The sequence below is a fragment of the Acinetobacter sp. YH12254 genome (assembly GCF_013417415.1).
Taxonomy (GTDB): Bacteria; Pseudomonadota; Gammaproteobacteria; order Pseudomonadales; family Moraxellaceae; genus Acinetobacter; species Acinetobacter pseudolwoffii.
Map to the genome: position 1 here is coordinate 205,510 of NZ_VPEB01000001.1, position 12,909 is coordinate 218,418.

At 45.6% G+C, this 12,909-nt stretch carries 12 protein-coding genes; 9 read left to right on the forward strand and 3 right to left on the reverse strand.

From position 1 onward, the window contains the following. Nucleotides 1-1,062 (reverse strand): AAA family ATPase, encoded by a 1,062-nt coding sequence (locus FTV29_RS00935; protein ID WP_005095222.1) that lies wholly within the window; start codon nucleotides 1,060-1,062, stop codon nucleotides 1-3. Nucleotides 1,063-1,286: 224 nt separating this feature from the next. Between FTV29_RS00935 and uvrC the strand changes: the two genes are divergently transcribed. The 3 genes from uvrC to pgsA all read left to right on the forward strand — a co-directional run bounded on the left by uvrC (nucleotide 1,287) and on the right by pgsA (nucleotide 4,691). Then, entirely contained in the window at nucleotides 1,287-3,086 is a 1,800-nt protein-coding gene (gene uvrC / locus FTV29_RS00940; RefSeq protein ID WP_180074963.1) for an excinuclease ABC subunit UvrC, read from the forward strand. A 115-nt stretch (nucleotides 3,087-3,201) separates the two neighbouring features. After that, on the forward strand, nucleotides 3,202-3,996 hold the full coding sequence (locus tag FTV29_RS00945) for a thioesterase family protein (RefSeq protein WP_180074964.1): 795 nt from the start codon (nucleotides 3,202-3,204) through the stop codon (nucleotides 3,994-3,996). Between the two features lie 107 nt (nucleotides 3,997-4,103). Next, the gene (gene pgsA / locus FTV29_RS00950; protein WP_005095228.1) at nucleotides 4,104-4,691 is read left to right on the forward strand and encodes a CDP-diacylglycerol--glycerol-3-phosphate 3-phosphatidyltransferase; all 588 of its coding nucleotides are present in this window, start codon (nucleotides 4,104-4,106) and stop codon (nucleotides 4,689-4,691) included. Nucleotides 4,692-5,379: 688 nt separating this feature from the next. On the opposite strand, the gene FTV29_RS00955 is transcribed toward pgsA, so the two are convergent. Together FTV29_RS00955 and argH are read right to left on the reverse strand one after the other, a co-directional pair. Next, on the reverse strand, nucleotides 5,380-5,649 hold the full coding sequence (locus FTV29_RS00955; protein ID WP_005095230.1) for an oxidative damage protection protein: 270 nt from the start codon (nucleotides 5,647-5,649) through the stop codon (nucleotides 5,380-5,382). Between the two features lie 29 nt (nucleotides 5,650-5,678). Beyond that, a complete protein-coding gene (argH, locus tag FTV29_RS00960) occupies nucleotides 5,679-7,109 on the reverse strand; it encodes an argininosuccinate lyase (RefSeq protein WP_171294103.1) in 1,431 nt (476 codons plus the stop codon). On the opposite strand from argH, the gene FTV29_RS00965 reads away from it, so the two are divergent. The 6 genes from FTV29_RS00965 (at nucleotide 7,100) to FTV29_RS00990 (ending at nucleotide 12,907) form a co-directional block, all read left to right on the forward strand. Further along, nucleotides 7,100-8,254 (forward strand): sensor histidine kinase, encoded by a 1,155-nt coding sequence (locus FTV29_RS00965; RefSeq protein WP_074383921.1) that lies wholly within the window; start codon nucleotides 7,100-7,102, stop codon nucleotides 8,252-8,254. The genes argH and FTV29_RS00965 overlap by 10 nt on opposite strands. Before the next feature lie 69 nt (nucleotides 8,255-8,323). Then, complete coding sequence (locus FTV29_RS00970) at nucleotides 8,324-9,064, forward strand: LytTR family DNA-binding domain-containing protein (RefSeq protein ID WP_005095238.1); 741 nt, start codon at nucleotides 8,324-8,326, stop codon at nucleotides 9,062-9,064. Nucleotides 9,065-9,171: 107 nt separating this feature from the next. Next, nucleotides 9,172-10,095 carry a hydroxymethylbilane synthase gene (gene hemC, locus FTV29_RS00975; RefSeq protein ID WP_180074965.1) on the forward strand — a complete coding sequence of 308 codons (924 nt, stop codon included), beginning with the start codon at nucleotides 9,172-9,174 and terminating at the stop codon, nucleotides 10,093-10,095. Beyond that, complete coding sequence (locus FTV29_RS00980; protein ID WP_180074966.1) at nucleotides 10,095-10,874, forward strand: uroporphyrinogen-III synthase; 780 nt, start codon at nucleotides 10,095-10,097, stop codon at nucleotides 10,872-10,874. Before hemC ends, FTV29_RS00980 begins: the two co-directional genes overlap by 1 nt. Further along, entirely contained in the window at nucleotides 10,871-11,707 is an 837-nt protein-coding gene (locus tag FTV29_RS00985; RefSeq protein ID WP_005173060.1) for a hypothetical protein, read from the forward strand. The genes FTV29_RS00980 and FTV29_RS00985 overlap by 4 nt, the downstream gene beginning before the upstream one ends. Before the next feature lie 6 nt (nucleotides 11,708-11,713). Next, nucleotides 11,714-12,907 (forward strand): heme biosynthesis protein HemY, encoded by a 1,194-nt coding sequence (locus FTV29_RS00990; RefSeq protein WP_180074967.1) that lies wholly within the window; start codon nucleotides 11,714-11,716, stop codon nucleotides 12,905-12,907. Nucleotides 12,908-12,909 lie beyond the last annotated feature (2 nt).

Sequence of the window (12,909 nt, forward strand, 5' to 3'; positions counted from 1 at the left end):
TTAAGCTTTTGCTTGCTCAGGCAGAACCACAAATTGTCCATCGACACAGTCCAGATGCAGACTGAACTGCTCGGGCTGGCTTAAAAAATACAGCGCCAGAACCGGTTCCAGTTCGGTACGCAGCTTGCGGCCCAAATGCCGGGCGCCGTAACGAATATCATAGCCCTGATAGAAATAGGCTTTGGCTGCATCCGATAAATGTACCTGTCGGTTTTGATGTTGCAGGCGTTTATTGAGTTTTTCCAGTTCAATTTCGACCAGACGCGGCAGGGCATCATGCTGTACCGCCTGATAATGCAGGCTGCGGTCAATCCGGTTTAGAAATTCAGGATCGAATTTACGCTGCATGACTTTTTCAATAATGCGCTGGGTGGGTACATGTTTCAGGCACAGTGCCTGCATTTGCTGTGGCAGGTAGCTGAGTTTATCCAGATATTGCTGTGCCGCCTGTGCGCCGACATTGCTGGTCATAAAAATCATGCAGTTACGAAAATCAATAGTTTTGGTTCCGGCTGTCAGGGTCAATCGGCCAGTATCCAGCACATTCATCAAACCGCGAATCACCTCGTTACTGGCTTTTTCCAGCTCATCAAACAGCATGATGCCGGGACGGGTATGACTGCCGGCAATCGCCGTTTCATCAAACAGGCTGTGACCTTCTTTAGAACCGACATAACCTGGCGGCGCACCGGTGAGTGCCGCGGCATAATGTTCCTGTGCCAGGGTATTCATGTCAATCCGGCAGAAAGCATCCGGACGACCATAAATCGCTTCGGCAATCAGACGCACGGTTTCAGTTTTACCCACGCCGGTTGGGCCGAGCATCAAGGTGACCGAGAGTGGACGCTCCGGACTGGAGAAATCGGCCTTGACCACATGCAGCATTTTTTCAATTTCATTCAGTGCGGCATCCTGTCCAATCATCCGTTCACGCAGCAATTGCATCACGTGATTCGGCTCGAAATGAAAACGCGGTTTGCCAATCCGGCGATCACGCTCAGATGGGTGATGGGTGGAGCTGGATGGTTGAACAATATGGATGCCCGATTGCTGCATGGTCATGCGAATCATCTCAAAACTAGACCCTTCGAGCATAGCAAAGTTAAAGGTTGAAATTTAGAGCTTTTAGCAATCAGATCATGCGGAGAAAGCTATAGATTGCAAAGATGGCTGAGCTATAGTTTTAAATTGGGTGTCAAGTTGAGGGGAATTTTGTGTTTTCGCTTGAAAATAACCGAATAATCATCACATATATCTGCAGATTGCATGTAAAAAATAGGCTTTAGGTGAACGAAAACGCACGTCCTCATATCGAGAAAATTCTGGCCAATATGACCAGCCTGCCCGGGGTCTACCGGATGTATGGCAAAGACGGCGAACTGTTGTATGTGGGGAAAGCCAAAAATCTAAAAAACCGGGTCTCCAGCTATTTTGTCAAAACGCTGGATCATCCCAAAACCCAGGCCTTGGTGGCGCGGATTTATGATATTCAGACCTTGGTGGTGCGCTCTGAAACCGAAGCCTTGTTGCTGGAACAGAACCTGATCAAGCTGCATCATCCGCCGTATAACATTATGCTGCGCGATGATAAATCTTATGTCTATATCTTTGTTTCCGCAGATAAACCTTATCCACGACTGGCCAGTGGGCGCGGCAAGGGCAAGCATCAGGTCGGCAAGTTTTTTGGGCCTTATCCGAGTGCCTATACCGCCCGGGATACCTTGGTGGTGCTGCAAAAATTGTTTAATGTGCGTTCCTGTGAAAACAGCTTTTTTGCCAACCGAACCCGTCCTTGTCTGCAATACCAGATCAAGCGCTGTTCTGCGCCCTGTGTCGGATTTATCTCTCCGGAAGACTACAAAGCAGATGTGGATAACTCGATTCGCTTTTTGCAGGGCGATACCAAGGAGCTGAATCAGGAACTGATCGCAAAAATGGAAGCGGCAGCCGAAGCTCTGGAATTTGAAAAAGCCGTGTTCTATCGCGATCGGATGGCACTGTTAAGAGATGTGCAGTCACAGCAGGCGATTTATAAGCTCAAAGGCGAAGCCGATATCCTGTCGATTGCTTATCAGGCCGGGGTGACCTGTGTGCAGATCATGCATGTGCGCAACGGTAAAATGCTCGGCGGAAAAAGCTATTTCCCGGATATGCTCAGTGATGATCTGGGGCAGATGCTTGCCGATTTTATTGCCAATTTCTATTTTCAGGTGGCGGATGAAATTCCGGCCGAGCTGATTGTCAATGTCGAAGTGGCCGATCACAAGGAACTGGAAGCTGCCTTGTCGCAGCATTTTGACAAGAAAATCCAGATCAAGTCCAAGGTACGAGAAACCCGCGCGGAATGGCTGGAACTGGCACAAATGAATGTACAGCATGCGATTCAGGGCAAGCTGGCCAATCATTTTGAGCTGAATGACCGTTTCCATCAGCTGGAACAGGTGGTCGGCCGCCCGGTGGACCGGATCGAATGTTTTGATATTTCGCATACCATGGGTGAAGACACTATCGCGTCTTGTGTGGTATTTGATAGTGGTGGGGTACGTAAACGTGATTATCGTCAGTTTTCCATCCATGACATTCAGGCGGGCGATGACTATGCCGCCATGCGTCAGGCTTTGACCCGTCGTTATAAAAAAGCCATGCTGCCAGATTTACTCCTGATTGATGGCGGCAAGGGGCAACTGCATATGGCGATGGAAGTGATGCAGGAACTGGGGCTGGAGGCCTTTATGGTCGGTGTGTCCAAAGGCGAGGGGCGTAAACCCGGTCTGGAAACCCTGCACTTTACCGATGGTCGCAAGATTCAGTTGCCAGAAGATCATAAGGCACTCCATTTGATTCAGCAGGTGCGGGATGAAGCGCATCGCTTTGCGATTACCAAGCACCGCGCCAAACGCGATAAAAAACGCGGTTCATCGGTACTAGAAGTCATTCCGGGCCTTGGGCCAAAACGCCGTCGTGACCTGTTGACCCATTTTGGCGGGATTCAGGGGGTACTGAAAGCCTCAGAAAGAGATCTGCAACTGGTGCCGGGATTGGGTTCAGTCATGGCACGGATGATCTATAAAGTGCTGCATGAATAATTATCAAGCCCAATGCAAGGGCAAAAGAGCACATTGACGCACGGGTCATTGATCATTCACAGCAGAGCAAGCTTGACTCAATATACTGAGGATCAAGACTCACTGAGGGATCAACATGTCTTTGCAGGCGCTTTATGCACAAATTTCCGAACAGGAATGGGTGGAATTTCCATCAGGGTGGTTACAGGGGCGCACCCTGTATGGTGGTCTGGCTGCAGCAATGATGATGCAAAAAGCGGTTATTCAGATCAATGATCCGGCCAAACATCTGCTCAGTTGCAGCGTCACCTTTGTTGGGCCGATCCAACAGGCGAAAGTGCGACTGAGTGCTGAAATTTTGCGGGAAGGTAAGTCGGTCACCACCATCGAAGTACGTCTATGGCAAGACGAGGTAGTACAAAGTATTCTGATTGCCAGTTTTGGTATCTCGCGTGACTCGGAAATTCAGGTGCAGCAAGAAGAACAGGCACCTGACTATGCTGCACCAGAGCAGCTGTTGCAGATTCCTGCGGGTTATGGCCTGCCAGAATGTTATGACCATTTTGAAATCGCCTGGGCGGACGTCAATCTGCCTTGTAGTGCCAGCTCACGTCCGGACTTTGGCGGCTGGTGCCGTTTTCATCCTGAAAAGCATAGCAATCGTGAATTCCTGATCGCTGACCTGATGGCAATTTTCGACATCTGGCCACCTGGTGTACTACCGATGTTTAAAAGTATGACACCCGCGAGTAGTCTGACCTGGAGCGTGACCTATGTGCATCCGCTTCAGCATCAACTGCATGATTGGTTTAAATATAAAGTATTTACGGATCATGCTGCGGATGGTTATGCAACCGAGCATGCCTATCTCTGGGATGCAGAAAATCGCCTGATTGCGATGGCAAGACAAACAGTGACGGTGTTTGCCTAGTGACACTGACAGCCAATTCGTATAAAGTGAAGCCTATTAATGATGGATCAAACCTCTAAAAAAGTGTGCATTTTCATCGTACATGAGGGGAACAATTGGCGGTGTCTATGACTACAGGTCGTATCCTGAATATTCCAAATATCTTGACCTTGGCGCGTATCGCTCTTATTCCGGTATTTTTATTGGTGGCTTACTGGCCGCCTGCAATGGGCTTTGAAGCCAACCATTCCGACATGACACGGCATATTATTTTGACCACGATTTTTGTAGTGGCTGCAGTGACGGACTGGTTTGATGGCTATCTGGCTCGAACTTTAAACCAGACCTCTGCTTTTGGCCGTTTTCTCGATCCGGTCGCAGATAAATTGATGGTCGCAGCTGCGCTGATTGTATTGGTGCAATGGCAACCTTCAATGTCGATGGCTTTTGCTGCGATTGTGATTATTTCACGTGAAATTACTGTTTCAGCATTACGTGAATGGATGGCAGAACTGGGTGCACGAACCAATGTTGCAGTATCAACCGTGGGTAAATACAAAACGGCTTTTCAGATGATTGCGATTACCGTGTTTTTGCTGAACTGGCCACCACTGGAAATGCTGGCCTATGCGTTATTGTACACAGCAGTCATCCTGACTTTATGGTCGATGTTTATTTATCTGAAAGCGGCTTGGCCCTATTTGAAACAGCCTTAAGCAAAATTAAAAAATAAGCTCCTTGAAAGGGGCTTTTTTTATGCTCCGAAATTATCAAAATTTGATAAATCACAGGCAAAAAAATACCCAGCCTTTGGGGGAAGAACTGGGATGAAATCGGGGTATTTGTTGCTTATTGTTATAGTTATTCAAAGATATCTCATCTTCTTAGAGCTCATTATAGAGAGACCGTTTTGCAAAATCATATGACTTCTTGTAGCAGATTGTTGTGTTTTGTGATCAGTCTGTATGTAGGATTTACAATCTATAATTTTGATACAAATATGAATGTTTTTCAGCAGGATAGTGGCTGACTATTGGCGGGGGATAGGCTAGGTAAAAATGCTTTTTAATCCTTCAGCTTTTGTCTAAAAAGTACAGAATACCGGCCGCCGCCCAATCAAAACCCTGAATCCAACACATCAATGTTTCAGCATACTGCTATTACTCTGTTCTTGAAATTCGAAAGCGCTATTGGAAAGAAAGATTTATAATTTCAGAAATGAAAAAGAGCCTCAAAAAAGAGACTCTTTTAGATTAAAGCCTACGCGCAGTATAGCTGCTTGTCTTGCGTTCGGGTGGAGCAGTATTAGAGATACTAAAAAGGAGCCTTTTCAGACCCCTTTATCACATTCGAAACTACGTGCTTCGCTTGTCTTGCGTAATGTTTAGAGCAGCGCTCTAAACATTACTCAGGCTTTAGCCCTTCAGCTTTTTCCAAAGTTTCGTCATTGCTAAAGAACTTTTCACGTTGTTCTTCTAGAAACTTTTTCGCGTCCGGTTCAAATACGTTTAAACGCTTTTCATTAATCAGCGTAGTCTGGTGTTTGAGCCATTCCTGCCAAGCCTGTTTAGACACATGGTCAAACAGTTCCTGACCCTTGGGGCCTGGGAAGGGTGCAAAGTCCAGGCCTTCCATTTCTTGTTGATACTTACGGCAAAATACTTGTCGAGACATATCAATACTCCGAATTTAAGCTAAAAAAGTTAAGCGTAAAGATTTTCTAAGCGAGTATAAGCACGGGCAATAGCAGCTTCGACTTGCGCAGGTGCAGTTCCACCAATATGGTTACGTGCATTCACAGATGCTTCAAGTGTTAACGCTTTTTCAAATACATCGGCCTGAATCAGGTCAGAGAACTGTTGAAGTTGTTCAAGTGTCAGCTCAGACAAATCTTTCGACTCTGCAACACCCAGTGCTACAGCTTTGCCGACAATTTCGTGCGCATCACGGAATGCAACGCCATTTTTCACCAAGTAATCTGCCAGATCAGTCGCAGTAGAGAAACCACGTAGCGCTGCTTCGCGCATTTCAGCAATGTTTGGAACCAGTGCAGGAATCATGTCGGCAAATGCCATCAATGAACCACGTACCGTATCGATCGCATCAAACAAGGGTTCTTTGTCTTCCTGATTGTCTTTGTTGTACGCCAGCGGCTGGCCTTTCATCAGGGTCAGCAGACTCATCAGGTCGCCATAGACACGGCCGGTTTTACCACGTACCAGTTCAGGCACATCCGGGTTTTTCTTCTGTGGCATGATTGAAGAGCCCGTACAGAAACGATCCGGAATATTCACGAATTTGAACTGCGCTGAAGTCCATAGAATCAGTTCTTCAGACATACGAGACAAGTGCATCATAATTAACGAGGCAGCAGCATTAAATTCAATTGCAAAGTCACGATCCGATACTGCGTCTAAAGAGTTTTCAGCAACGGCTTCAAAACCTAACAGCTCAGCGGTGTAAGCACGCTCGATCGGATAGGTGGTTCCTGCAAGTGCAGCAGAACCCAGTGGCATACGGTTGACACGTTTACGGCAATCAATCAGACGCTCAGAGTCGCGTACCAGCATTTCAAACCAGGCCATTAAGTGGTGACCAAAAGTCACCGGCTGAGCGGTTTGTAAATGGGTGAAGCCCGGCATGATGGTATCGGTGTTTTTAGCCGCCAGGCTTAAAATACCTTTTTGTAATTTTTCGAGTAATTTTAAAATCGCATCAATTTCATCACGTACATAAAGACGAATGTCAGTTGCGACCTGGTCATTACGGCTACGGCCAGTGTGTAATTTCTTGCCTGTGATGCCAATACGCTGAGTCAGGCGCGACTCAATGTTCATGTGCACATCTTCTAGGTCAATGCGCCATTCGAACTTACCTGCTTCAATATCGGCTTGAATGGCAGTCAGACCTTCGATGATGTCATCGCGTTCCTGTGCCGTCAGTACGCCTACTTTGGCCAGCATGGTTGCATGGGCAATCGAGCCTGCAATATCCTGTTTATAAAAACGTTGGTCAAATTGAACAGATGCTGTAAATTCAGCAACAAAAGCATCAGTCGCTTCAGAGAAACGACCACCCCACATACCCGAAGTCTGGGCTTGTGATGGATTAGAGGAATTAGAAGATGTGGTCATGTCGGCTCAATCAGATTAAAAGCAGTAGAACGAAAAAGAGTATAACAAATTCAAAGCCTATTGCCGAAGTCACATCTGCTCAATCTTTCGCATCGATAAATGGGCAAACACAAAGTTCCTATTTTTTTAGCCAGATTGGCAATCTTCGCTATTTGCTGGAACTGTTTGTCGGCGGCAATATTCTGGCCATGATTCTAGCGCTCGCAGAAGCACAGTCGTGGCAAGCTTTAAATGCGATGCATCTGCTGCAATATATGCTGTATATCAACTGGGTACTGTTATGTTTTGCAGCACTGGTGGAATTATTCCATCAGGCCTTTCAGCATATGGGGATTAAGCTGGCGCTCATTTCCGGTTTTTTGCTACTACAGGCCATTGTGGTGCTGACCACCATCAGTCTGAATGTTGTGATACATTTTGGAATGAATTTTAATTTTCAGGGCTTAAACCTGGCAATTGCCCTGGATCAGGTTGGGTTACATCTCAGTTTGGGTGTTTTGCTCGGTATGTTTTGTTTTCGCTACCTGTATTTGCGTGAACAATGGGAACAGCAGCAGCATAGTGAACTGAATGCCCGGATTCAGGCCATGCAAGCGCGGATTCAACCGCATTTTCTGTTCAATAGTATGAACAGTGTGATTAGCCTGATCAGCATCGATCCGGATAAAGCCGAACAGATGCTGCTGAATCTGTCCCGCTTATTTCGTGCCAGTTTTCAGGAGTTGAAACTGGTCAGTCTGCAAGAGGAAATTGATCTGTGCCAGCGCTATCTGGAGATTGAGCAGATCCGTTTGGGTGAACGCCTGCAAATCGAATGGAAGTTAGAAAACAAAGACTTATACTCACAAGTACAAATCCCATTATTAACTTTACAACCCTTGTTAGAAAATAGTATTTTCCATGGAGTTGAAAAAATTCTCACAAAGAGTACGATAAGCATATTGGTTGAAATATTGCAAAATCAAATTAATATCATTATTACTAACCCTTATACGCAGGATAATAAAACTTTAAAAAAGGGGCATGGTATTGCAATAGAAAATGTCAGACAGCGTCTGCAAGCTTATTACGGACCCAGTATGACCTTTCAAACCTTTGCCGGCGAAGGGATGTTTACGACGGTAGTGCGATATCAATATAAATAAAAATAAATCAAAGAAATCGCAGTTAGCTTTATCATGTATTTGATCATGTTAACTGGGTAAGGAGGAGCAATGGACATCCTGATTTGTGATGATGAGCCTTTGGCTGTCGAGCGATTATCACGTTTAGTCTCTCAGCTGGGGCATGATGTGGTGGCGACTGCAAGTCATGGTCGTCAAGCGATTGATCTGGCTCACCAATACGAACCCGATGTCATACTATTAGATATTCAAATGCCTGAAATGAATGGCCTTGCTTGTGCGCAGTATTTGCGTCAGCTGGACCCGATGCCGGCAATTATCTTTTGTACGGCCTATGACCAACATGCGCTGGATGCATTTAAATCAAATGCCGAAGGCTACTTGCTTAAACCCGTGATGCAACAGGAATTGGCACAGGTTTTGGAGCACTTAACTAAACTTACCCAAGCTCAGATGAGCCAACTAAAACAAAAAGAAAATATGGACGAAATCAATATCAGCCGCCAGCAGATTGCGGCAAAGACCTATCGTGGTGTCGAATTGGTGCCAGTTGAAAATATCTATTATTTTCTGGCGGATCAGAAATATGTCACTGTACGTCATAAAAACGGCAGTGTACTGATTGATGAAACCTTAAAGGAGCTAGAGCAGGAGTTTGGGAACCAGTTTATCCGGATTCATCGTAATGCCTTGATCTCTGTGAATTATCTGGATGGTCTGGAAGTGGTCAGTTCAGGTCAGTATCAGGTGCGTTGTCGTGAGCTGGACGACCGTTTAGCGGTCAGTCGGCGACATTTGCCCTTTTTAAGGGATCGGATTCAAAAGCTATAGCAGGAATCAATGAGAGCATTCAGTTGAAACTTGTATAAATTCACTTGCATTTTAAAGTGAGCAGGTTAAGTTTAGACTATTGTTCTCATTTACTGTTATTGAAATTTATGAAGACCCTAAAAATTGCAACTCGACAAAGTCCACTTGCGCTTTGGCAAGCGGAACATATCCGTGCGCGCCTACAAGATTTGCACGCTGGTTTGCAGGTCGAGTTAGTCACTTTTGTTACACAGGGCGATAAAATCCTAGATACGCCGCTGGCCAAAATTGGTGGTAAAGGTCTATTTGTAAAAGAATTAGAAGCTGCTTTACTCGATGGCCGTGCCGATCTGGCCGTACATTCCATGAAAGATGTACCGATGGCCTTGCCGGAAGGTTTAAGTCTTGCGGTGATCTGTGAGCGTGAAGATCCACTGGATGCCTTTGTCTCGAATACCTATGCCAGCTTTGATGAATTGCCACAGGGCGCCAAAGTGGGCACTTCCAGTTTGCGCCGTAAAACCCAGATTTTAAAACAGCGCCCTGATCTCGAAATCATTGATTTGCGCGGGAATGTCGGTACACGTTTGTCCAAGCTGGATGCCGGTCAGTATGATGCGATTATTCTGGCCAGTGCCGGTTTGAAACGTTTAGGTCTGGCAGAACGTATTCGTCATGCTCTGACTCCTGAAATCAGTCTACCGGCCGTAGGTCAAGGTGCACTGGGGCTGGAATGCCGTACCCATGATCAGGCGGTACTGCACTTGATTCAGCCATTATTACACCCAGAAACGGATGCCTGCGTACGTGCTGAGCGTGCCTTTAATGCCTATCTGGAAGGTGGATGTCAGGTGCCGATTGCCGGCTATGCCACGCTCCAGAATGATGTGATTTCAATCGAAGGTCGTGTCGGCAGTGTTGATGGAACGGTTTTGCTGCGTGCACAGCACACTGGAAAAATTGCAGAAGCTGAACAGTTAGGGGTGGAATTGGCCAAAAATTTACTCGATCAAGGTGCAGGCGAGTTGCTGAAAGCACTTTATTCAAACTGATGTTACTGATTAATACCCGTCCGAGTGAGCGTGCTGCGAGTTTGACTCAGCAGTTACAGGCAGCGCAGATTTCTGTACTAGAATTGCCTTTGCTGGAATTGCACGCACAGCCTTATTCCGACGAGCTGTTACGCTTGTATCGCCAGCTGGATCAGGCCAAAATCATTGTGGTGGTCAGTCCGACTGCCGCCCAGATTGGCATGCAATATTTGCAGCAGGCGGAAATTACCTTATCGCGCTTGGCAGATGTGCAATGGGTGGCGGTGGGTAAAGCCACTGAGCAGACGCTAGCTGGTTATGGTATTCAAAGTCATGTGCCTGAACTTGAAACTTCGGAAGGCATGTTGCAATTACCCGTGTTAAGGCAACTGCCTGCTGGCTCAGCTGTGGCCTTCTGGCGCGGAGAAGGTGGTCGTCAATTTATGATGGATCATCTGCGTGCAAATAATATCAAAATTTTGAATTTTATTTTATATCGGCGGCAATGCCCCGCAAGCACAGCAATAATTTTGGCAGAAAACCTGGCATTGCTTGAAGCGCAGCAGCGCTTTGCCGTGCTAATCAGCAGTGAAGCAAGCTGGTTAAACTGGCTGACATTAATGCAGGATAACTCGGATTTAATGCATCAGGCCCGTTATTTGGTTTTGGGGCCGCGTTTGGCCACTCTTCTTGGGGAATATCAACAGCAGCATCAGGCAGGGTTTGAATTTGTGCAAATTGATGATTTAGAGGCGAATACGATCTTGCAAAAAATGAGGCTGATACTAGGGAACGCATGAAGAAACTATTTATTGTATTTTTCATTTTGAGTGTGGTGTGGCTCATCAAACTCAGCTATGACCTTTATGTTCTCAATGCAGCGCAGACTGAACTTCATCAAGGTGTTAAACAGTTGCACCAGCAAAATGCCAATCTCAATGATCAGTTTGTGGCATTAAAACGCCAGTTTACCGCCCAGCAGCAAAATGCAGGCGCTCCCTCAGCTCAGGCAGCAGCTGCAGTGCTAACTGCTGACACGCAGAATGATATTGCTCTCGTACAACAGCAGCTGGATCTGATTGAATTTGCACTACAACAGCAACAATATGCCACCGCCATTGAAAAACTAAACCACCTGCAGAATGAGTTGGATGAGTATGTCTTGGCGCCCGCCTTGGTCAGTAGTCTGCAGCAAGTGATTGCGAAAGATCAGGACATGCTGAAAAAATTCGTCAATAGTCGCTTGGTGCAGCAAAATAAATTAAAAGAAGTATTGATGCAGATGGATGCTGAAATTGAAAAAGAAATTCAGGCTCCGCATCTTCAAAGTTTGGAAACTCAACGCTCTTTCTGGCAGCGCTGGATACAGATCGAAGCTGCAGAGCAGCCGAGTACCGTATTAATGCAACGGCATCTGGTATTGAAAGAAGCTCAGTTGCGCTTGCTCATTGCACAAAATACGTTGCAGCAAGATCAATCTGTCGCCTTTCAGCAAGCGTTGAATGCGGTGATTGATGTCTTGGAGCAATTACCGGATGCACGTAGTCAGTACTGGATTCAGCAGTTGCATCAAATCAAGGCCACACCGGTCACTCCAACGCCTTTATTAAATACACGCACCTTAGTTGGCTAATTGCTTATGAAACAGATTTTGCTGGCCTATTTATTTATCTGCCTACTGGGTATAGCGGGGCTGAGCATCCTGAGTTATGGGCATGGGGCCGGCTATGTCTATTTATATTGGCGTGAGTGGCAGTTACAAACCACATTGTGGTTTTTGGCAGCCTCACTGGTCACGTTCAGTTTTCTGATCCATTGCCTCTGGTACGCGATCAAACAGTATCGCAGCCGTGAACAGCGTAAAAATGAAACCGTATTTAGTTTTGCCCATTTACATCCTTATGAACAACTGGCTGTGATCTGGTTATTAAATGCGGCTCAGGATCAACGGGATTTTATTCAGCAGTCTTTTAGCAAGTCGGGCTTACTCAAACATATTATTGATGCACGATTATCTTGGGGGCAACAGCAATATACAGATGCCTTGACTGCTTTAAATCAGTCTAACCCGATGGCATTTGAGTTGGCAGAATTGCAGCGAATTGAAATTTATTTATCGCAACAGCACGGTGAGCAAGCACTGACCCATTTAGAATTTTTAAATCAGCATGAATTATCACCATGGTTAATACAGGTGAAACCAGCCTATGAACAGCGACTCACCACATTATGGGGCGTATTTGCCATACAGTTTCCCTGGTTATATTTACGCTCGACTAAATATGGACATTTAGAACAAGAAGTAAAAAAAATATGGCTTGAACAATTATTATTGGCCTATGATCAAGCCACACAAGATGATTTAATTTATTTACAACAGCGTTATTTAGATTTAAAAAAGCAAGTATTTGATCGTGACTATACAGTCAAGTTATTATGGTTGAAATTATTATTCAGAATACCTGAAATGAGTGCCGAACATGAAACAATGGCAATTCATTTATTAGAGCAACAATTTAATCAGGACGTATTTTATTTGTGGTTTCAACAGCAATTGTTACGGCAGAACCCGGATTATGATCATATTGCACAGCAGATTTCGCATTGGGAAACCAAGTATCCGGCATTACCGATTTTGAGTTTTGCAAAATGGCATGTGTTACAGGCCACCGGTTATACAGAGGAAGCCCAGCATTTGCTTGACTTATATCCTGATGATATTCGTATGAGTTATTTGAGAATTAAAGCGGCCTTACAAGACCGTGAAGACTTGCTCCAGCAGTTAAATGCAGTATTTGAATCCAATGTAAACTTTATCGAAATTAAAATTTGAGA